The following is a 22,768-nucleotide window of genomic DNA, read 5'->3' on the forward strand; positions in this document are numbered from 1 at the left end:
CAGAAAAGAATTTGACATAAAGGGGACAGATATATGGTTAAATTGTTAATCGCTGATCGTGACCAAAATGAACGGGCAGGGATTGGCTGGCTGGTTTCTTCGTATTCGATTCCATATGATCAAATTTTAATGGCAGGCTCATTAGCAGAAGTGTTTAACCAAATAAAGTCTGAAGTTCCAGAGGTTGTTTGCATAGAACTTGATATGATTCCAAAAGAAGAATGGGACAGTTTTAAAGAGCTTACGAAACGTTACATAAAAAAGGTCATCGTCATGACAGCCGAAGCTACATTTGAACGGGCACTTCAAGGCATTGAACTGCATGCATATGATCTTTGGGTAAAGCCTCAGTCGCCTGTGCATATCAAACGAGTATTAACCAAATGCTGCAAGGAAGTTCAAGCTGTGGAAAAACTAGAACCACCTGCTCAAATTGAGGTTCATTCTGTATCTTACCGCTCTCTATTTGTGCATCAAGAAACATTAGGCGCAAATTTCAGATTAATGCTGATTCAGTTGGAAGACCCGATGAAACAGCCTATGCTGCTATCTTTTTTACAAGATTATCCGTTTAAAAACCCACCGGTTTTATTGCCGTTAAGTGACATGATTGTTACCGTTTTTTCATTTGATAACCAGGAGCCCCTTAAGGAATTAATACACATAGGCAACCGGATTATTACAGATTGGGAAGAGAAGTTTTCAGAGCCCGTGTCACTTGTTTTATATGATACAAACGATCCGCTGCTTTCGTTGAACGAAAAATATCTACATGCAAAGCAAGCGCTGGAAATCAGATTTTTCAAAGGATACAGACAGCTTTCGGTCATTGAAGATAAGGTGAACTGGGTGATGATCGATCCGTTTTTAACTCCGTCTGAACAACGTGAATGGATTGACATGTTAAACGGAGGTGACAGGGAAAAAATTAAGCAGTGGATGTATAAAGAATTTTTGAATAAGGAAGCTCCCTATCCCGAGCCAGGATTATTGCGAACCCGATTAACAAGCCTATTAGCACAAGTCCGCCGCTTCATGAAGTCCTTTTATCTTGACGAAGGGATACTTGAGAGACGTTACCACCAAGTATTTGAAACCATTTTATACAATCCGATTCTTTATCGGATCGTTCAGGAGCTATTGCTGTTCTTATATGAAGTTCTTGACCGGGCAAAAAAACATCAAGAAAATGCTCGTGCAGATGTGATTGAGCAGGCCATCCAGTACATTGAGGAACATTTTCCTAACCCACAGCTAAGACTAGAGGATGTTGCTAACCATGTGGATAGAAGTCCAGCGTATTTTAGCTCGCTCTTAACAAAAAAGCAAGGGAGCTCATTCCGGCAAATATTAACGAAAACAAGGATAAAAGAAGCCCAGCGCCTTTTGCTGGATACAAACCTTTCGGTTCAGGATGTAGCAGATAAAACGGGATTCATAAATCCAAACTACTTCAGCAAAATTTTTAAGGAGAAAACAGGTAAAACCCCTCGTTCGTTTAGAATTCGAAAAAAAGTATAGAAAATCTAAAATAATTATAGTTTTTAAGTGTAAGTGTTTTAAAATAAATATTAATTTCGTAAAAAATTAGGAAAATTCAAAAAATAGACGTCTGTTTTCAATTGCTTTCCTTCTCTACACTAGGAGTAGGAATAATAGATTGCACAAAAAGAGGCATACAACACGTGTATCCTTTTTTTGCATCTACTAAAAATTGAAAAAGCAGGTGAAGACATGAAAGTAGAGCTAACAGGTAAAAGATTGATTGAAAATTATACAGGTACTGAACTCCATACAAAGGGATGGATACAAGAAGCGGCATTACGCATGTTGTTCAACAACTTGGATGCAGATGTGGCAGAGCGTCCGGAAGACTTAGTTGTATATGGCGGTATCGGAAAAGCAGCCCGAAATTGGGAAAGCTTTGATGCGATTGTTGCTACATTGAAAAACTTGGAAAATGATGAAACGATGCTGGTGCAGTCTGGAAAACCAGTTGCTGTTTTCAAAACTCACTCAGATGCCCCAAGAGTGCTGATTGCCAATTCCAATCTTGTTCCTGCATGGGCTAACTGGGATCACTTTCACGAGCTTGATAAAAAAGGCTTAATGATGTATGGACAAATGACGGCAGGAAGCTGGATTTATATCGGCAGCCAAGGTATTGTCCAAGGAACCTATGAAACATTTGCTGAATGTGGACGCAAGCATTTCAATGGTACTCTTGAAGGAACGATTACCCTGACGGCTGGGCTTGGAGGTATGGGTGGCGCTCAGCCGCTTGCGGTTTCACTAAACGGCGGCGTCAGCATCAACATTGATGTTGATCGTACGCGTATAAAGCGGCGTTTGGATACAAAGTACCTTGATGTTATGACAGAAAGCTTAAATGATGCGATCAATATGGCACTAGAAGCAAAGCGTGAGAAAAAGGCAATTTCTATCGGTCTGCTTGGCAATGCAGCGGAAGTATTGAACGCAATGCTTGAAAGGGACTTTATTCCAGATGTTTTGACAGACCAAACATCTTCCCATGATCCGATTAACGGCTATATTCCAATTGGTATGAGCCTGGAAGAAGCTGCAGAGCTGCGCAATAGGGATCCTAAAGCATATGAAGTGAAATCTAAAGCAAGCATCGCTGAGCATGTACGTGCAATGTTAAAAATGCAAGAAAAGGGTGCCATTACGTTTGATTATGGTAACAATATCCGCCAAGTTGCAAAGGATGAAGGAGTTCAGAATGCCTTTAATTTCCCTGGGTTTGTACCAGAATACATTCGCCCTCAATTTTGTGAAGGGAAAGGGCCGTTCCGCTGGGCTGCGCTTTCCGGTGATCCTGAGGATATTTATAAAACAGATGAAGTTATTTTACGTGAATTCAGCTACAATACCCACCTTTGCAACTGGATTAAAATGGCCCGGAAAAGAATTGAGTTCCAAGGACTTCCAGCACGCATTTGCTGGTTAGGCTACGGCGAACGGGCAAGATTCGGCAAAATCATCAATGATATGGTCGCTAGCGGCGAGCTGAAGGCTCCGATCGTGATTGGGCGCGACCATTTAGATTCGGGCTCTGTCGCTTCACCGAACCGTGAAACGGAAGCAATGAAGGACGGCAGTGATGCAGTTGCAGACTGGCCAATTCTAAACGCCCTTATCAACAGTATCGGCGGAGCAAGCTGGGTGTCTGTCCACCATGGAGGCGGTGTTGGAATGGGTTATTCGCTCCATGCAGGTATGGTTATTGTCGCAGATGGGACAAAAGAAGCAGAAAAACGACTGGAGCGCGTTCTTACAACGGACCCAGGAATGGGTGTAGTTCGCCATGCCGATGCAGGTTATGACATTGCCATTCAGACAGCAAAAGAAAAAGGCGTCTATATTCCAATGTTGAAATAGTATGCAAAAAGTCAGTATAAAGAAAAATGGAAGGAGCGGACTAGTGTCTGCTCCTTCAAAAATAAACAATTTTTATGAAATTGAGTCTGTCAGATCATTTTTAGAGAGGGGAGACAATATGAACAAGAAACCAGTTTTTATTCGCAATGCAAGCCAGCTAATCACACTGCATGGAAGCAGTGAGGCGCCCTTATCTGGAAAGCAGATGGAACAACTCCATGTGATTGAGAACGGAAGTGTTTGGCTAGAAGATGGTGTCATTCAATTTGTCGGAAAAGATGAAGAAGTTGCTGAGGCGTATAATTCTCGAATAAATGAAGCGAAAATCATCGATGCGAAAGGGAAGCTTGTAACCCCAGGCTTAGTTGACCCGCACACTCATCTAGTTTTTGCCGGAAGCCGTGAAAGTGAGTTTAACATGCGATTGCAGGGTGCTTCCTATATGGAGATTATGAATAATGGCGGGGGAATTCATTCCACCACGGCTGCTACTAGGGAGGCAAGCCACCAAACGCTTTTTAACGAAAGTAAAAAACGTCTCGATCAGTTTTTACTGCACGGAGTAACCACAATAGAAGCGAAAAGCGGCTACGGTCTATCACTTGAACACGAAATAAAGCAGTTGGAAGTTGCGGGAGCGCTGCATGAAAATCACCCGATTGACATTGTTCGGACATTTATGGGTGCGCATGCTGTTCCTTCTGATTACAAGGAAAACCCTGATGAATTTGTCAATCACGTGATCAATGACATGCTCCCTGAAGTGGCGCGCCGCAACCTTGCAGAATTTAATGATGTATTTTGCGAACGAGGTGTTTTTACACCTGAGCAGTCAAAACGCATTCTTGAAGCAGGGATTGAACACGGTCTTCTTCCAAAGATTCACGCTGATGAAATTGAACCGTACGAAGGCGCGGAATTAGCGGCCTCTATCGGGGCAGTATCTGCTGAACATTTATTAAAGGCATCGGATAAAGGAATCGCAGCACTTGCGGAAAAAGGAGTGATTGCCGTTCTTTTGCCAGGTACGGCATTCTTCCTCATGGCAGAGTCAGCAAATGGGCGAAAAATGATTGATGAGGGGAGTAGCAGTAGCTCTATCTACTGACTGCAATCCTGGTTCTTCACCAACGGTTTCATTGCCTCTAATAATGAACCTTGGCTGCTTGAAAATGGGGATGACCCCTGCGGAAGTCCTTACAGCTGTTACCATTAATGCGGCACATGCTATTAAAAAAGGTAAAGAAATCGGAAGCATTGAGAAAGGAAAGAAAGCAGACATCACGATCTTTGATGTGCCAAACTACGCAGGCCTTCAATATCGCTATGGTGTGAACCATGTGCACAGTGTTCTTAAAAAAGGCGAATTGGTCGTTGACGGGGGGAGATTGCTTTGCAGCGATACCCATATCCACAGCTAAAGCCACCGATGTTTTCATGGGATAGAAGTGAAGCTATAGCGGAACCGAAAGTCAATGAATGGATCATGACGCTTGACCCAGCCAAATCGGAAAAAATGGACTGGGACCATTATGACGCTGCTATTCTTGGCGTTCCACTCTCGCGTTCATCAATCTCTGCTTCGGCTGCCAGTGAAAACCCGGATGCATTAAGAAGGGCGTGGAAATATTTTACAACGTACAACCTTGATTACGATGAAGATCTTTCCGTCCTTAACATCGTTGATCTTGGGGATGTACGCCAACATGTAACGAATATTGAAAAATGCCACAACTATATAAAAGAAGCAATGATCAGTATGAGAACCCATCACCCGGAAGTGCTTCCTGTGGTGATGGGGGGGGATCATTCAATTACTGCTATGCTCGTCAAAGGGTGGAAGGCAGTCCACCATGATGAGCGAATCGGTATTTTACAATTAGACACTCATTTTGACCTGAGGGACTTAAGTGATAACGGTCCAAGCAATGGAACTCCGATCCGTAACTTGATTGAAAGCGGTGTGATCAAGGGGAAGGATGTTTATAATATCGGGCTGCACGGATTCTTTAATGCCCTTTCATTAAAAACATACGCTGATGAAGTCGGTGTTAACTATACAACGATGAGAAATGCCCGCAAAAAAGGGATCGAAAAAACGGTCATGCAAGCTTTAGATCAATTAAGCGAAAAAGTGGATACAATCTACTTGACCGTTGATATGGACGTTCTCGATTCGAGCTGCGGACCTGGCGTTCCAGCTTCTACACCGGGCGGCATGCGGAATGATGAACTTTTCGAAGCCGTCTATCTTGCTGGCAAATGCCCGAAAGTGAAAGCAATGGACATGGTATGCCTTGATCCATACAAAGATAGAGGGGAAGCAACGTTAAAAACAGCGGTCCATACAATGCTCTCCTTTTTAACTGGTTTTAAGCAAAGAATAGGTCATCAATAGGAGAGTGCTAAAACTTGAGGCCCTTCCAATTGAATCTGCTGAAAGTACTTTCATAACAGGCCTTTTACTCAGTGGGAAGGCGAATTTCGCACTTAAATTTTTAGATTTTTCAAACAATATTTTCAAGGGGGAGGAATTTTATGAAAAGTCAAAAGAAGATACGCTGGAATGTATTTTTACCGATGGCCATTCTGTTAGTTGCAACGTCTGTAATTGGAGTAGTGAATCCTGAAGGATTTTATCATATTCAAACGAAATTAGTTGAATTTTCAACCGTGAACTTTGGCTGGTTATTTAATCTTTCAATTTTTGCATTTATAGTTATCTGCTTATATTTAGGTTTCTCCAAATACGGTCACATCAAATTTGGAGGAAAGGATGCCAAGCCTACGATAAACAAATGGAACTGGTTTGCAATCTCACTAACAGCAGGAATTGGTGTAGGTATCTTGTTTTGGGGACTTGCAGAGCCAATCACTCATTTCAGCGAACCTCCCAAAGTATTAGGAATCAAACCTGGGACAGAAGAAGCTGCTGTGTTTGCCATTGCGACAAGTTTGATGCATTGGACAGTTGCTCCTTATGCTTTATACGTAATTGCTGGTATTGCCGTTGCTTATTCTCATTATAATTTGAAACTTCCCTACAATGTCAGTTCCACTCTCTATCCGCTATTGGGTAAAAAAGCATTCGGTTTACCTGGAACAATTGTAGACTGTTTGTGCATGTTTGCGATTGCCGGCGGTATGGCGGCCGTGCTTGGCGAAGGAGTTCTCCAAATCGGCAGCGGTATAGCCCATCTAACACCCATTCATACAGGACCGCTGCTATGGACTATTTTGATTCTCGTGATTACAGGAACTTATATTTTATCGAGTTACACAGGATTGGATAAAGGGATTAAAATTTTAGCGGACCAAAATACAAAAATCTTTTTATTTTTGTTAGCGTTTGTATTTGTTTTCGGTCCATCCGTTTTTATTTTAAATATCGGCACTCAAGCGACAGGCAGTTTTATCGCTAATTTTTCTGAACGGCTTTTATGGATAAGCGCAATGGATGGCTCGGACTGGCCAAGATGGTGGCCAATTTTTAACTGGTGCATTTGGCTTGCTTATGCTCCCATTACAGGTATGTTTCTTGCCAGATTGGCATATGGAAGAACGCTCCGGGAGTTTGTAACATACAATCTGTTGCTGCCGGCAGGCTTTGGGGCCATTTGGTTTTGGGTATTTGGAGGCTCATCTATTTTTTATGATTGGAAGGATGAAGGAAAGCTCTGGGATTTAATTAGCAAACAAGAAGGGGGCTTGGAGCTTTCGCTGTTTGCATTTTTGGAACATCTTCCATTCCCGGCATTGATTAGCTGGTTAATGCTGATCACGATTTTTATATCGTTTACAACCTTGGCTGATTCACTTACAACAACTGTATCTTCGCTTACTACAACAGGAAATACTATTTTAGATCCAGAACCCCCTGCAAAAGTGAAAATCTTTTGGGGAAGTTTAATGGGCTTTATGGCACTGCTTACCATTACCGCCGGAACAGGCGGGGAAATTACAGGTGTGGATGCAGTTAAGCAAATGGCTACAGTTGCAGGTTTCCCAGTTCTTTTCTTTATGATTGTTCAAACGATTTCCACCGTCAAAGGAATCACCAGACAAAAGGAATTTGATAGAGCCAACTGTCCTGAAACGGCCAAACTCGATATCGAAGCAGAAGAAGCAAACATTCTAACGGAATCTGTCGACCAGACCGCATAAAGAAAAACATATGGGGGCTTCGAATTTATGATAAAGACACAAAACAGAGTCACAATCACAGAAGAGGATTTTACGATTGAAGAACTCATTTCAGTGGCCAGATATAACTTGCCTTTGGAGCTTTCAGAAAGTATTAAACAAAAAATTAAGCAAGGACGAGCATTAGTCGATGGTTTTGTGGCTGAAAACAGAGTGATTTATGGCATTACGACCGGAGTAGGGGAGAATTCAAAAATTAGAATTTCAGTCTCTGAGTCCAGAGAGCTGCAAAAAAAATTAATTATGAGCCATGCTTGCGGTATGGGAGATCCGTTGGAGAAGGAAGTCGTAAGGGCCATCATGGTCATGATGATTAAAAATTTCTCTCATGGTTATTCTGGAGTAAGACTTGAAACGGTAGAGAGATTAGTAGAGATGGTGAATAAAGAGGTCATACCATTTGTCCCCAGAGAAGGTTCCTTAGGTTACTTAAATCATCAGGCACATATCAGCTTGGTCCTTTTGGGCATAGGTGAAGCCTATTATCAAGGCATACTGGTGGATGGCGAAACAGCTTTAAAAAAGGCTTTAATCAGGCCAATTGAACTGCATGAAAAGGAAGGTCTTTCTTTGATTAACGGCACGGTAGATATGACCGCAATTGGCGCTCTGGCAGTTTATGATGCTATTCATGTTCTTAAGGCAGCAGACATTGTATCGATGATCAGTTTTGAGGCATTGAAAGGAACATACTATGCCTTTGATCCAAAAATTAGTCAAGTAAAACGTCATCCTGGACAAAGAAAGACAACTGATAATATTCATAAGCTGATAGAAAACAGTGAGATCGCTGAAAGATTTAAAGATTATCGCCTCCAAGATGCTCTTAGTATAAGGTCCATTCCACAAGTTCATGGAGCTTGTAAAGACAATGTTGATTACGTACGGACAGTAGTAGAGAGAGAAATGAATTCAGCCACAGATAATCCGTTGGTGTTTAATGATCAAGATGGTGCAAGAGCGATATCCTCTTCCAATTGTCATGGGGAAGCGGTAGCCTTAGCCTTAGACTTTCTGGCAATCTCTTTATCGGAATTGGCGAATATTTCAGAGCGAAGAATCTTTAGACTCGTCTCTCCTGAATATAGCGGGCTGCCGCCTTTTTTGATCGAGCAAAGCGGGCTTAACTCGGGTTTTATGATTCCGCAATATATTGCGGCGGCATTGGTTTCTAACAATAAGGTTTTTTCACATCCGTCGTCTGTGGATTCCATTTCGACATCGGGGGGACAGGAAGACCATGTAAGCATGGGAACATCGGCGGCTTTAAAGGCGCTGAAAGTAATCGCTAATACAGAAAAAGTGATTGGAATCGAATGGATGTGCAGCTGCCAGGGAATTGAATTCCTTAAGCCGTTGCAGCCTGGGGCAGGAACAAAAGCAGCCTGCGATTTGTTCAGGAAATATGTCCCGCGCCTTGAGGAGGACAGAATTTTATATAAAGACATGCGTAAAGCTGAGGAGCTTATTCATTCAGCAGAAATTGTAAAACACGTAGAGGATAAAATCGGTCCTTTACAGGTTTAAAGATTTGATTCACATTGCTGAAGCTGGAAAAACTGGCAATATATTATTCTTTTGGTGTTGATTTATCAGGCAAACTTCATTTTAGAGGAGGACTGTATATGATTGCTCCAAATCCAGGAACTGACTTAAAGCCGCAAAAAACTGCCATGTACTCTATCTCCAATATAACGAAATTTATTGGATTTAGTTTGATTGGTATCTTTATGTTCTTTATTCCGATTTCCATAAATGGGGTTTCTTCGATCTCACTTGATCATATGACGACATGGATCAAGCAATCGTTCCCTTCCTTTGTTCCGATCTATGTGCTTATTGTTATTTTACTTGGTGCAATTTATCCGTTTGCAGTAAAGAGCTGGAAGAAAGATAAAGTTAGTATGGTTTTTTCTTTCTTGAAGGTATTGGGGGTCTTTGTTGCTTTTATGATTGTTTTTAAAATCGGTCCTGCATGGTTGATGGCACCGAACATGGGACCCTTCCTGTTTGAAAAGCTGGTCATACCGGTAGGGCTTGTTGTCCCTATTGGTTCTGTATTTTTAGCATTGCTCGTAGGGTATGGCTTGCTCGAATTTATTGGTGTACTCGTGCAGCCAATCATGCGTCCAATCTGGAAAACACCTGGCCGTTCCGCGGTGGATGCTGTAGCTTCCTTTGTTGGAAGCTATTCAATTGGTCTGCTGATTACAAACCGTGTATTTAAAGAAGGCAAGTATACAATTAAGGAAGCGGCTATTATCGCGACTGGATTTTCTACTGTTTCTGCAACATTCATGATTGTTATTGCAAAAACGCTTGGGATTATGGATAAGTGGAATCTTTATTTCTGGGTATCGCTTGTTGTCACCTTCCTTGTTACTGCTATTACAGTGCATATATATCCCCTTAGTAAAATGAGTGATGATTATTACACTGAAAAAGGAGAACCTGAAGAAGTTATTAAAGAAAAGTTTCTGCAAAATGCCTGGAAAAGTGCTATGGAAGCTGCGGAAAACTCGTTGAGCATTTGGAGAAATATATGGGAGAACTTAAAAGACGGATTTATTATGACAATGAGTATTTTGCCGTCTATACTGTCAGTTGGACTAATTGGCTTGATTCTGGCGGAGTTCACACCAGTTTTTGATTGGATTGGTTATATATTTTATCCGATTACATGGGCTTTGCAGATACCTGAGCCACTGTTGGCTGCGAAAGCTTCAGCGATTGAAATCGCTGAGATGTTCTTGCCAGCTCTTCTAGTAGTAGATGCCCCTTTAGTGACGAAGTTCATCATTGCTGTTGTATCCGTTTCTTCCATTTTGTTTTTCTCAGCCACTATTCCTTGTATTCTTTCGACTGAGATTCCAATTAGCATACCAAAGCTTCTTCTTATCTGGCTGGAACGCACAATTTTAACTTTAATCTTAGTAACCCCTCTTGCTTATTTATTGCTCTAACCAACAATATTATTAAAAACTAAATAAGATAAATGTCTTAGCTTTAATTTAAAACTGGATTTTATCCATGTGGCAAATTAGAGCTTTTTCTATTATGACGAAATATTCTGATTATATATAGTGTTTGAATTAGGTTGCCTTTTAATATATTGGCACCAGGCTCCATTTTATTGTTTTATTTTTATTCATGGTTCATCAAGCGAACGATTGCTTTTATCCTAGCATAGGCGGGCTGGCACCAATTTTAAATCGAATAAAATAGGTATTTGAATCAGGAACAATACCCAAGCAGTGTTCATATTTTGTTGAGAAAAGTATTAGTCGAGTCTCTCTCCTGTTACACAGTTGTTTTTTCGTTCTTTGTTGGTAAACCTGATTAATTAAAATACGGAGGTATGAAAAATGAATAATTTCCAAAATGAACTTCAATCGTTGAATGTTGGTGATTTCCAGGCGAACGAGGCTACTTATTGGGATCAAAACCAATCTTATATGAATCAAGATCGACAATTTGGATTCTTTTTTAGCTGCTTTAATTGTTTTAACTGTTTTAATTGTTTTCGCTGCTTTAATTGTTTTCGCTGCTTTAATTGTTTTCGCTGCTCTAATTGCTTTAGATGCGGTGGAAATTGCGGTGGTCGCTGCGGCGGTCGCTGCGGTGGTCGCTGCGGCGGTCGATAATTTTCGTATAAGTGATCTAAGGAGAAAAGCCCCTGCAGAATTGCAGGGGTTTTTCTCTTTAAAGATTAGACATAAGAGACAAATTACGGTACATAGGCTTATAGTGAAATGAAAAATGATGCTATAGATTTGAGGACAGCTGGGTAAGGAGGAGCGGAATGACAAATTTGAACCCTTCTATGCGTCTGAAAGTGAAAAGGGACACTTTTTTTCTCCCTGATCCAAACAGCGGTGTTTATTTTCGAAATAATGTAAGTTCATTCCATATGACAGGCAGTACGATTGATCAGTGGGTAAACAAGCTGATGCCAATGTTTAATGGAGAGTACACCTTGGGGAATTTGACAAACGGATTGCCGGGCCAATATCGAGATCGTGTATATGAAATTGCAGAAGTGCTGTATAAAAATGGGTTTGTTCGGGATGTAAGTCAAGACCGTCCTCATCAATTGGCGGATCAAGTTCTTAAAAAGTATGCTTCTCAAATTGAATTTTTAGAAAGTTTCGGCGATTCAGGTGCGTACCGTTTTCAAGCCTATCGTCAGGCCAAAGTGTTGGCGGTCGGCTCTGGCCCTTTTTTTGTCTCGTTGGTTTCTTCGTTGGTTGAATCTGGATTGCCCAAGTTTCATGTACTGATAATGGACTCAGTACCGACCAATCGGATGCGGTTAGAAGAATTGGCGGTACATGCCCGTAAAACGGACCCCGAGGTAGCAGTAGAAGAGGTCATCCTGAAAAATGAGGGGGAAAGTTCTTGGCGGGAGATCGTGAAGTCGTTTGATTCGATTTTGTATGTGTCGCAGGAAGGCAATGTAGAGGAACTGCGAACTCTTCACAGGATTTGCAGGGAAGAGAAAAAGCTGTTGCTCCCTGCTATATTTCTGCACCAGGTGGGTCTGGCAGGTCCTCTGGTTCATCCAGACTCTGAAGGATGCTGGGAGTCTGCGTGGCGCAGCATACACGAATCAGTGTTTGGCAAAGATGAGCAATTACAAAGTTTCACTTCCACAGCAGGAGCGATGTTGGCCAATGTGATCGTGTTTGAATTGTTTAAAAACGTTACGGGAGTTACTGAATCAGAACAGAGGAATCAATTCTTCCTGCTTGATCCGGAGACGCTGGAAGGAAATTGGCATGATTTCATGCCTCATCCGCTTGTGACCGGACGTATTACAGCTGAATGGATTCGAGATTTAGATTTGGGGCTCAAACAGAGTTCGGGCAAAGGGGAGCTTGGCGGGCTGCTTCTGTATTTAAGCCATTTGACATCAGCGGAATCAGGTATTTTTCATATTTTAGAAGAGGAGGATTTAAAGCAGTTACCGTTAGCACAGTGCCGCGTACAGGCAGTTGACCCGTTGTCTGTGGGACCTGCAGAGCTTCTGCCGAGCATTGTCTGTACAGAACTGACACATGAGAAGGCACGGAGGGAAGCGGGTCTATCTGGAATGGAAGCGTATGTGTCTCAAATGGCCGATGTTCTCGTTGCCGCTCTTCCTCTAAGACAGAAAGTAGAATCCGGGAAAATTGTTGGTGTTGGAGCGGGAGAAACAATTGCAGAAGGCGTTTGCCGCGGATTGCAAAAGTGTTTAACAGCGGAACTGTACAAACAACTGGCCAATCAGAAGAACGTTGTCTCCCGGGTGCAGTTAAGCGATATAGAAGATGAACGTTGCCGGTATTATTTACAGGCACTGACCACCATGCAGGGGGCACCGATCATCGGTTTGGGAAAGGAAGTCTCCGGTTTCCCTGTTGTATGGGTCGGCACGAATGATCGCTGGTATGGCAGTGTAGATTTGAATACAACAATGGCGCTGCAAAAAGCGCTGCAACAGGCGCTGATGAATGGAAAAAATCAATCGGCACAAGCGTTACCGGATTCGTCCGTGTTTCTCGCAGAAACGGCACCACAAAGACTTGTAATCCGTACGAGTGAAGAAATATCCGAGGTTTTGCAGTCCGCAATGCAGGTCCTAAAACGGAACCGCAAGCGAATCTTGGTTTTCGAACTTGAATGGGAACCATTTTTGAAAAAGGAACTGGTAGGTGTGTATGGTACGTTGTTACGAGAGGAGGAATCCCGGTGAGTGCAGTCGTAGTGGTTATCGGAGAAGGAATGTTAGCTGACCACTTGTGTGAAGAATTATCAGCACAATACCAGGTAGTTCGTCATATTGATTTCGAGGCAGGAGTACCTGAAGCGACTGATTTAGTTCTAGTGCTGCACGATGCCTGGAATCATTCCATTCATCAAAAAGCTGAAGAAGTGTTGCGTCCAGCCGGTATTCCTTGGCTGCGAGGATTCGTCTCATTTGGAGAAGGCGTGGTAGGACCACTGGTTCGCCCGGATACACAGGGGTGCTCCCAATGTGCAGACATGCGGCATCTCATGGCAGGACGAGACCGTAAAGAGATGTGGGAAATTGGGCAGAGGCTGGCTGCGGGCGGAGGAATGCCGCGTGACGCGTGGGCATCGAGCACGGGGCTTATGCAGATCGCCTATCTGCTTGAGGCGGAGGTTCAGAGGATCTTGCAAGGTGATGAGGCGCACTCGGAAGGACGGGTATTTTTACTCAATCTAAAAACATTGAAGAGTTCATGGCATCCTTTTCTGCCCGATCCGTTATGTCCGGTTTGCAGTCAATTACCTGATGATTCACCGGACGCGGCCCGAATCTCACTAAAACCAAGTCCAAAAATGGAAGGCAGTTACCGCTGCCGTTCGATGGACGATCTAAGTAAAGTTCTGGTTAAAGACTATCTGGATCACCGGACGGGCATTTTGAATGGGAAAATGTATGACCTAGTACCGCCTTTTGCTGATGTAGGTGTAAATTTGCCGTTATTCTCAGGGGACGAGGGAGTAGCAGGCCGGACTCATTCATACGCAGTAAGTGAGTTAACTGCTATTTTGGAGGGCTTGGAGCGGTCCTGCGGTATAACGCCCCGTGGAAAGCGGACGGTGGTCTATGATAGTTACCGTAATCTGAAAGACCAAGCGCTCAATCCTATTAATGTAGGAGTGCACGCGAAGGATCAGTATGCCCGGCCTGGTTTTCCATTTGAACAGTTTAACCCTGATCGTCCAATAAATTGGGTATGGGGCTATTCGTTTTTGCAAGAGCGTCCAATTTTGGTTCCTGAGCTGCTTGCCTATTACAGCTTGGGGTGCGGACATGGATTTGTCTATGAAACTTCCAACGGATGCGCATTAGGAGGAAGTTTGGAGGAAGCCATTTTCTACGGTATTTTGGAAGTGGTGGAACGTGATTCGTTCCTGATGACTTGGTACGCAGAGCTGCCTCTCCCGCGTCTTGACCCTTATTCGGCTAATGATCAAGAATTGCTGTTAATGATCGACCGTGTGCGGGCAGTGGGGGGATATGATCTGCATTTTTATAACTCGACGATGGAGCACGGAATTCCAAGCGTTTGGGCGATGGCAAAAAACAGGAAGCAAAAGGGATTGAATATCATCTGTGCAGCCGGAGCTCATCTGGATCCAGTACGGGCGGTGAAAAGCACGGTTCACGAGTTGGCTGCCATGATGCTGACGCTTGATGAGAAATTAGAAACGAATCAGGATGAGTTTGTGCGAATGCTGCAAGATTCTTCCTTGGTAGAGAAGATGGATGATCATGGCATGCTGTACGGTTTGCCGCAAGCGCAAGAGCGCCTGCAGTTTTTGCTGGACGATAATCGTCCGTTGCGGTCGTTTGATGAGGAATTCAAGTGGAAGTCAACTCATGCAGATCTGACCGATGACCTGCAGGACATTCTTCAGAAGTTTCGTCGATTGAACCTCGATGTGATTGTGGTGGATCAGTCAACATCGGAAACGAAACGAAACGGACTGTATTGCGTGAAAGTGCTGATTCCAGGGATGCTGCCAATGACATTCGGACATCACCTTACGAGAGTAACAGGGCTTGAGAGGGTGCTGAGGGTACCAATGGAACTTGGATATACCAAGCAGCCGCTCACACTTGAACAGCTCAATCCACATCCACATCCGTTTCCATAAACGGTACCTAGGAGGGGCAGGAGGATGGGTCTCGATACATTTCTGCACAATCTGCATTTTGAAATCGACAAGGCAAGCCCAGCGGACTGGGAAGTGGATTGGGAAGATGCACCGCTTCCATATAAGATTTACCGTGGCTTGCCTGTTTTTTCATTATCACTGGAAGTACCGCTGACGCTTGAAGAATGGGAAGAACCAGAACAGCCTAACCTTCGGAGAATCAGTCACTTTCTCTGGTATGTATTCGGCCTTACTCAATTTTCCCAGTCGGCTTTTCCCACTGCAGATCAGGCACCGGAACTAATGCAGTCGAATCGGCGGTTTGTTCCTTCCGGCGGGGCGTTATATCCAAACGAATTGTATGTGTATCTGAAGATGGAGGATTTGCCTGTTGGTGTTTACCATTATGATGTGGCACACCATCGCTTGGTACTGTTGCGAGAAGGCAATTTCGATTCATATATAGCCAAGGCTCTTGGTAATCGCTGTGAAGTGTCCGCTTGTTTTGGTACCGTTTTTGTGTCGACAATGTTTTGGAAAAACTTCTATAAATACAATAACTTTGCCTACCGTCTGCAAGGGTTAGATGCCGGGGTGCTGATTGGACAGTTATTGGAAGTAGCAAAACGGTTTGGTTTTGCTTCGGGGGTGTACTTTCAATATCTGGATCGGGCGATCAACCATCTGCTTGGACTAATCGAAGAAAAAGAGAGTGTGTATGCAGTTATCCCGCTGACAGTGGAACCTACGAGCTGGTTTACTAATGGGAGCGGCAGAGATGAGCTTGTATCTGCTGCTGAGCTGTGTCGAGAGCTGCAAGCGATTCAAACTAATTACTACGTCCAATCACAGAGGATCAAGACGTTTCCGATGTTAACGAAGATGAATGAAGCGTCCATGCTAGAATCAACACAAACGTTTAGGCAAATAAAGGCGAGGGAGAATTTGAATGTTGAGAGTCAAGTGATAACTCTCCCTCATATGAAGCGATTATCGTATGATCTGGCGTCGGTATGTCAAAAGCGATTTTCACCGGACATGGATTTCATTTTTGGAAAGGTCAGTCAATCGGAGCTTGCGACTCTTCTGCAGGAAGCAACGTCCGCATACTTGTATCGTAATGATTTGGATGAACCACATAAGAAGCTCGAGTCACGTGTATCACTGTATGGATGTCTGAATAATGTTGAAGGAATTCCGGATGGTGCTTATCAATATGATAGCGCTGATCATGCTTTGCGACAGGCAGATCTCGGTGATCATCGAATCAATTTACAATACGGAATGTCAGGAGGAAATGTGAATTTGTTCCAAGTGCCGCTCTGCTTTCATGTGGCAGGCGATAAAGATCACTTCATATCGGAACTGGGGTACAGAGGATATCGTATTCAGCAAATGGAAGCGGGTATGCTCGTGCAGCGATTACTGTTAGTCGCCTCAGCCCTTGAGATGGGAGGACATCCACTACTAGGATTTGATGCGAAATTGAGTGATGAGATATATAAGATGGATAATCAAGGAAAAACCAGCCTGATCCAAATTCCGATCGGTCCCTATCGGCCTCGTCCTTGGTTACAGGGGAGTTTACAAAGCTAAGTTATGGAGAGAATGAAGATATTTTCAACGGTTAAAATGTCTGCAGGGTCAATGCTGAAATGGAATAAATGAAAAAACCATCTATCATTGACCTGATAGGTGGTTCTTTTCGTAACACGTTGAGACTTGCAGATCAAATGTTAAGATATACAAGAAAATTGCTTCTATTAAACTTGTAAAATCTTCACACGAAGTTATTCGTTCCTTTAATCAAGGTTAATACATAAGATAAAGACAGCACCCTCACTCTATGTTTAAATAGAAGATAGCTTATTAAATATCTATATAAACTATAGGGCAGGTGAATGTTTTGGATGAGAAGGATTGTCTGATTTTGCAGTATTTGTATAAGGATCCGAATTTAACAAAAGCTGCAGAACATTTTTATATGACGCAGCCAGCTTTGACCTATCGATTGCGGCAAATTGAAAAGGAGTTTCAGATTCAGATCTTCTCAAAGAATGGGAAAAATATTAAAATAACACCTGCTGGTGAATATATAGTCGGGTATGCGAAAAAAATGATTACTGACTTGCGCAGTACGAAAGAATACTTGCTGAATATGGGAAATGAAGTGCAGGGGAATTTTAAAATAGGCGTGAGCAGCAACTTTGGTCTATACGAATTGCCTTCGATTTTAGAATATTTAATGAACCAATATCCAAAAGTTCATGTAAATGTGGATACAGGCTTTAGTACGGAAATGATCGATTTGCTCATAGAAGGGGAAATTGATGTTGCTATAGTAAAAGGGGATTATAATTGGTCAGATCAAAAGTATCTTCTTAATGAAGAAAATATTTGCCTTATCTCTAAGAATGAAATGGATTTAGATCAACTTCCTAACTACCCGATGATTAATCGAAAAGAGCCAGCCGTTTTAAAAAAATATAAAAATGTATCATCTAATCCATTAGATAAAAGCATAGATCGCTGGTGGGATGAACGATACGATCAACCGCCGTTTATTTCCATGCAAGTAGACAGTTATGAGACGTGTAAAGAAATGGTAAAAAAAGGACTTGGGTATGCAATTATACCAAGGGCATTTATTCACGAAATGGATGAATTAACAAGTCATGATTTAATTCTTAAAGACGGTCAGGAACTGAAAAGAAGAACATGGATGATCTATCGCCAATCCTCCTTGCAATTAGCGACAGTCTCGACAATTGTAAATTATATAAAGAAAAGATATTAAAAATGAGAAAGAGAACACTGCATGTGGTGTTCTCTTTTTTATATTTAATATTTCGTAATAGTAATTAATAAAGCATTTCGAACTTGTATATTTATACTATAAAAAAATTTTATAAATAACCAAAAAAACATTATGTGTACTTATAGTTCGTAGGAAAGTAAAATGAATAAAAAATAATGAATTTTCTGAATGTTGAAGGAGTTGTATATTTATGAATTTCGATGAAATAGAAGGGAAAAAGGCAATTCAAGCGGCAGTAGATGCTCTTGACCTTGAGCTGCGTGAATTATCGTTAAAGATTCATGCGAATCCTGAACTTAGTTTTTATGAATATCAAGCGATGGCATGGTTGACAGAGCCTTTAAAAAAAGCTGGCTTTGCAATTGAAAAAGGAATAGCTAATCTGGAAACATCGTTTAGAGCAACATGGGAAGGACAACCTGGCGGACCTACAGTTGCCATATTAGCTGAATACGATGCCCTAAAAGGACTCGGCCATGGGTGCGGCCATAATATTATTGGAACATCTGCGGTAGGTGCAGCTTTAGCATTAAAGGCTGCTCATCCAAATCTGCAAGGGAAAATTGTCGTATTAGGCACACCTGCTGAAGAAGAAGGCGGAGGCAAAATCTTAATGGTTCAAGACGGGGTATTTGATGAGGTAGATGCGGCAATGATGTGCCATCCGCAAAAACAATCAATGGTGCTTCGCGGCGGATTAGCATGTGTCGATGCAACATTTAAATATTTTGGAAAATCTGCGCACGCATCTTCTGCTCCAGAAAAAGGAATTAGTGCTCTCGATGCAGTCATTAACACTTTTGTTGCCGTAAACTCATTGAGACAATTTTTCAAAGATGATGTTAGAATTCATGGAATTATCACAAAAGGCGGAGAAGCAACAAATGTTGTACCAGACTATTGTGAAGCTGAATTTTTACTTAGAGCTGAGACCGTTGAAGATCTTACTATTGTTCGCGGCAAGGTATACGCAGCTGCTCGCCATGCTGCAGAGGCTGTGGGTGCAAAGCTCGAAATAACAGAGGGTCTCGTCTATGCGGAACGAAATAATAATAAAACCTTAGCCTCCCTATTTAAAGAGAATTTGGAACTGTTAGGTGAAGAAGTCATCGAACCGCCCAAAAAAGGAGGCATTGGTTCGTCTGACATTGGAAATGTCGGACAAGTAACAGCTGCGATCCATCCATATATCAAAATAACGGATGATGCGATCACTCATACTCCCGAATTTGTTGAAGCTGCTAAGTCAGAGGCTGGCATGCAGGGCTTAAATAAAGCAGCAAAAACATTAGCAATGACGGCTTATGACGTATGCTGCAATCAGTCATATTTTCAGGCGATCCGAAAAGAATTTGAAGAGTGGAAGAAGAAAAAGCAATCTAAATAAGAACTGGTTGAAATAAAAAAACTATGAAAGGTGGTTTTACTATTGAATACAAAGACAACAATCGAACCTAAATCAAAACCTCCATCGAAATTTGCAAGCTTTATTAAAATGCCGCATACACTTGTCATTATTGTTTTTATTATTTTAATTTGTGCGCTATTAACGTATATTTTGCCGGCAGGTGAATTTGATCGAGTTGAGGATAAAGAAACGGGCAACACGGTTGTTGTTGAAAATACGTTTCATTCCGTTGAACAAGATCCGGTAAGTATCATCGACGTACCATTAGCCATTGTTCAAGGACTGACCAGTGCCAGCGATACAGTTTTTTTCATATTTATTATTGGCGGAGTGTTCCAAATTATTAATTCAACAGGAACGATTGAAGCAGTAACAGCTAGGGTCGGAAAAGCCTTTATGAATCGCGGGCTCGTTATCATCCCTATTTTCCTGGCTTTATTTTCTGTCGGTGGTTTTACAATGGGAATGTCCGCAGAAGTGATGGCGTTTGTGCCTATCGGAATTGCGATAGCAAGATCGTTGGGATATGATGCGGTAACAGGAACTGCGATGGTTATGTTAGGTGCTGCAAGCGGGTTTACAGCAGGGCTCTTAAATCCATTTAACGTAGGAATTGCCCAATCGATTGCTGAGATTCCATTGTTTTCTGGAATGTGGCTGCGGGCTATATTATTAGTCATTTTATTAGCTGTTACAAGTGCTTATATTATTCGCTATGCCAAAAAGGTGAAAAAAGATCCTTCCCTCAGCTTTTCTTATGAACTTGAAATAGAAGAAGGGATGGGAAGAACAGATTTAATAGCCTCTTTACCACAAATAAAAATAGCTCATTATTTAACAATCATTGCTGTGGTTGCAGGTTTCGGCGTCTTAATTTGGGGTGTCTCCAGCAAAGGCTGGTGGATGGAGGAGCTTGCAGCGTTTTTCTTATCATTAGGAATTATTGTCGGATTTTTAGCAAAGTATGGACCCAGTAAAATTGCCAGTGAGTTTGTTATTGGAGCAAAGGAAATTACATTTGGCGCCTTTATCGTCGGAATTGCCAAAGGGGTTGTTGTCGTCTTAGAGCAGGGAGCTATTATTGATTCTGTAGTTAATGGATTGTTTACCTCAATAGCTCATTTACCAACTCAGATCCAAGTTTTAGGGATCTATATCGTGCAAAACATCATGAACATTTTTATTACTTCTGGAACAGGACAAGCTGCAACAACCATGCCAATTTTAGTACCGCTCGCTGATTTAATTAATGTAACAAGACAAACGACGGTTTTGATTTTTCAATTAGGAGACGGCCTATCAAATTGTATCCTTCCTACTTCTGCTATGCTAATGGGAAGTTTGGCTGTTTCAAAAATTAAATATCAGGATTGGGTCAAATTTTTCTGGCCGCTGCTGTTGATTTGGATGGTCATTGGGGCTGGATTTGTTTTGTTTGCAGATTTTATTCAATATTAAAAATTGGTACATGTCTAATATGAATTCTGTACGAAAGTAAAGGGTGGATAAATTTGGATAATTATAAATTCAATCCCTCAGAATATGCTGCCCTGATCCAATTGATAAAGAAAGAACAATTGGATCAGCATGTAAAAGCGTTGACCCAATGGGAAAGATTAAGTGGTAAAAAAGAGGCAGAAGCAGCTGCTGATTATATTTTAGAACAGCTGAACAAGTTTGGCGTGCATTATGAGCGATATGAATTTGATGGCTATTTCAGTGATCCAATACATGGAGAAGTCCATGTGATTTCTTCAGATATTTTTAGCGTAAAGGCAAAATCACGATCATTTAGCCTTCATTGTCCAGAAGGCATCGAAGGAAAAGCCGTTTATGACTTCTATAGTGAAAAACGTTATAACGGTGCGGGTACAATTGATCGTTATACAAATTTACAAGGGAAGATTGTTGTCAGCTGGAATTTTTATGAGGATTACGTCAAGAAAATTGAGAGTGCTGGTGCGAAGGGTTTAATTCATATTTGGCCATCACCTGAAAAGGTCATCCATGAAGAAACGGTTGGAGCAGTATGGGGAACGCCTACAATTGAAAATGTGGATCAGTTAACAAAAATACCTGTCGTTGGGATTACTTATCACGATGGAATTCAATTATTGGAACATATGCAAAAAGAAGAAATCAAAGTTGTCGTGAAAACGGTCGTACAGACTGGAATCAAACGAGTCAGTTTACCGATTGCATCGATACCAGGTAAGGCAGATCAATACATTTTAGTCTCAGGTCATTACGATTCATGGCATAAAGGCGCAACCGATAATGCTGGCGGGAATGCATTATTGCTTGAATTGGCACGGATATTCTCAAATAAAAAAGGAGATTTGACTCGAGGGATCAAATTGGCATGGTGGCCCGGACATTCAAATGGAAGATATGCAGGTTCTACATGGTATTGTGATCATTTTTGGCATGAAATCAATGAAAAGTGTATGGCACACATCAATGTGGATTTCCCTGGAACCATGGGGGGAATCAATGTCATACCAAGGTCAAGCTCCATCGAGGATGAAAGATTACCAGAAAACATTATCTCTTATTTTACAGGTAAAAAGCCAAATCATTTCGCATACCTCCCTCGCGGGGCAGACCAATCCTTTTGGGGGACGAATGTCCCGATTCACATTCAGTTTAAGTATGAACCGAATGAAACGGATAAAGTCTACAAAACTCCTGGCGGTAATTGGTGGTGGCATACAGAGGAAGATTTGTATGACAAAATAGATTTAGAGCTATTAATGAGAGATACGAAGATGCATGCTTCGCTTGTCCATGAACTAGTCAATTTGGAAATTCTGCCGATTAATCTAACAGCATTTGTCCATAATGGCAGAAAAATCATCGAAGAAATGGATAGAAATTCAGATGAGCAATTTGATTTTACACCGATTCATGAAGCCCTCAATTTACTGACTGAACAAGTAAAAACACTCTCAGAAACTGAAATTGTACATGCTGATGCATATAACAACATGTTAAAAGCAGTTGCTGGAACATTAAATAGACTAATGTTTTCTTATTCCAGCAAGTATGAATTTGATAATACCTTTCCATTTCACCCATATCCAGGTTTAGCAAAAGTGAAAAATATCTACTCGGGCAATATATCATCAGAAGATTTTTTGTTTACAAAGACTTATTATGTCAGGCAAAGTAATCGTTTTGTGAATGAAGTAAGAGAGGCATGCTGGAAGATTGATGATTATATAAAGTCTGTGATTCACTGATTTGACATGCCTGAAAATTACAAG

The 22,768-nt window shown here is 41.8% G+C and carries 14 protein-coding genes and 1 pseudogene; all 15 read left to right on the top strand.

Features of this window, described 5'->3' with window-relative positions; genetic code table 11:
• Window positions 1-33 precede the first annotated feature (33 nt).
• Complete coding sequence (locus QFZ72_RS06705; protein WP_307431072.1) at window positions 34-1,521, top strand: helix-turn-helix domain-containing protein; 1,488 nt, start codon at window positions 34-36, stop codon at window positions 1,519-1,521.
• Between the two features lie 213 nt (window positions 1,522-1,734).
• Entirely contained in the window at window positions 1,735-3,402 is a 1,668-nt protein-coding gene (gene hutU, locus QFZ72_RS06710; protein ID WP_307431075.1) for a urocanate hydratase, read from the top strand.
• Window positions 3,403-3,520: 118 nt separating this feature from the next.
• Window positions 3,521-4,823, top strand: a pseudogene (hutI, locus tag QFZ72_RS06715) (imidazolonepropionase).
• Window positions 4,824-4,831: 8 nt separating this feature from the next.
• On the top strand, window positions 4,832-5,800 hold the full coding sequence (locus QFZ72_RS06720; RefSeq protein ID WP_307439624.1) for an agmatinase family protein: 969 nt from the start codon (window positions 4,832-4,834) through the stop codon (window positions 5,798-5,800).
• A 140-nt stretch (window positions 5,801-5,940) separates the two neighbouring features.
• Window positions 5,941-7,566 (top strand): BCCT family transporter, encoded by a 1,626-nt coding sequence (locus tag QFZ72_RS06725; protein WP_307431078.1) that lies wholly within the window; start codon window positions 5,941-5,943, stop codon window positions 7,564-7,566.
• 27 nt (window positions 7,567-7,593) lie between these two features.
• A complete protein-coding gene (gene hutH / locus QFZ72_RS06730) occupies window positions 7,594-9,132 on the top strand; it encodes a histidine ammonia-lyase (RefSeq protein WP_307431081.1) in 1,539 nt (512 codons plus the stop codon).
• A gap of 146 nt (window positions 9,133-9,278) precedes the next feature.
• On the top strand, window positions 9,279-10,568 hold the full coding sequence (locus QFZ72_RS06735) for a YjiH family protein (protein ID WP_307439626.1): 1,290 nt from the start codon (window positions 9,279-9,281) through the stop codon (window positions 10,566-10,568).
• 402 nt (window positions 10,569-10,970) lie between these two features.
• Entirely contained in the window at window positions 10,971-11,249 is a 279-nt protein-coding gene (locus QFZ72_RS06740; RefSeq protein WP_307431088.1) for a heterocycloanthracin/sonorensin family bacteriocin, read from the top strand.
• A gap of 158 nt (window positions 11,250-11,407) precedes the next feature.
• A complete protein-coding gene (locus QFZ72_RS06745; protein ID WP_307431090.1) occupies window positions 11,408-13,339 on the top strand; it encodes a putative thiazole-containing bacteriocin maturation protein in 1,932 nt (643 codons plus the stop codon).
• Window positions 13,336-15,276, top strand: a complete 1,941-nt coding sequence (locus tag QFZ72_RS06750) for a TOMM precursor leader peptide-binding protein (protein WP_307431093.1) — start codon at window positions 13,336-13,338, stop codon at window positions 15,274-15,276. The genes QFZ72_RS06745 and QFZ72_RS06750 overlap by 4 nt, the downstream gene beginning before the upstream one ends.
• A gap of 24 nt (window positions 15,277-15,300) precedes the next feature.
• Window positions 15,301-16,872 (top strand): SagB family peptide dehydrogenase, encoded by a 1,572-nt coding sequence (locus QFZ72_RS06755; protein ID WP_307431095.1) that lies wholly within the window; start codon window positions 15,301-15,303, stop codon window positions 16,870-16,872.
• 310 nt (window positions 16,873-17,182) lie between these two features.
• On the top strand, window positions 17,183-18,073 hold the full coding sequence (locus QFZ72_RS06760; protein WP_307431098.1) for a LysR family transcriptional regulator: 891 nt from the start codon (window positions 17,183-17,185) through the stop codon (window positions 18,071-18,073).
• Window positions 18,074-18,284: 211 nt separating this feature from the next.
• Window positions 18,285-19,481 (top strand): M20 family metallopeptidase, encoded by a 1,197-nt coding sequence (locus QFZ72_RS06765; protein WP_307431100.1) that lies wholly within the window; start codon window positions 18,285-18,287, stop codon window positions 19,479-19,481.
• Window positions 19,482-19,523: 42 nt separating this feature from the next.
• Window positions 19,524-20,960, top strand: a complete 1,437-nt coding sequence (locus QFZ72_RS06770; RefSeq protein ID WP_307431103.1) for a YfcC family protein — start codon at window positions 19,524-19,526, stop codon at window positions 20,958-20,960.
• 53 nt (window positions 20,961-21,013) lie between these two features.
• Window positions 21,014-22,744 carry a M28 family peptidase gene (locus tag QFZ72_RS06775; protein WP_307431105.1) on the top strand — a complete coding sequence of 577 codons (1,731 nt, stop codon included), beginning with the start codon at window positions 21,014-21,016 and terminating at the stop codon, window positions 22,742-22,744.
• Window positions 22,745-22,768 lie beyond the last annotated feature (24 nt).

The sequence above is a fragment of the Bacillus sp. V2I10 genome (assembly GCF_030817055.1).
Taxonomy (GTDB): domain Bacteria; phylum Bacillota; class Bacilli; order Bacillales; family Bacillaceae; genus Bacillus_P.

Coding starts and splice junctions, on each gene's coding strand:
- QFZ72_RS06705 (WP_307431072.1), top strand. CDS start 34: ATGGTTAAATTGTTAATCGCTGATCGTGACCAAAATGAACGGGCAGGG.
- hutU (WP_307431075.1), top strand. CDS start 1,735: ATGAAAGTAGAGCTAACAGGTAAAAGATTGATTGAAAATTATACAGGT.
- QFZ72_RS06720 (WP_307439624.1), top strand. CDS start 4,832: ATGTTTTCATGGGATAGAAGTGAAGCTATAGCGGAACCGAAAGTCAAT.
- QFZ72_RS06725 (WP_307431078.1), top strand. CDS start 5,941: ATGAAAAGTCAAAAGAAGATACGCTGGAATGTATTTTTACCGATGGCC.
- hutH (WP_307431081.1), top strand. CDS start 7,594: ATGATAAAGACACAAAACAGAGTCACAATCACAGAAGAGGATTTTACG.
- QFZ72_RS06735 (WP_307439626.1), top strand. CDS start 9,279: ATGTACTCTATCTCCAATATAACGAAATTTATTGGATTTAGTTTGATT.
- QFZ72_RS06740 (WP_307431088.1), top strand. CDS start 10,971: ATGAATAATTTCCAAAATGAACTTCAATCGTTGAATGTTGGTGATTTC.
- QFZ72_RS06745 (WP_307431090.1), top strand. CDS start 11,408: ATGACAAATTTGAACCCTTCTATGCGTCTGAAAGTGAAAAGGGACACT.
- QFZ72_RS06755 (WP_307431095.1), top strand. CDS start 15,301: ATGGGTCTCGATACATTTCTGCACAATCTGCATTTTGAAATCGACAAG.
- QFZ72_RS06765 (WP_307431100.1), top strand. CDS start 18,285: ATGAATTTCGATGAAATAGAAGGGAAAAAGGCAATTCAAGCGGCAGTA.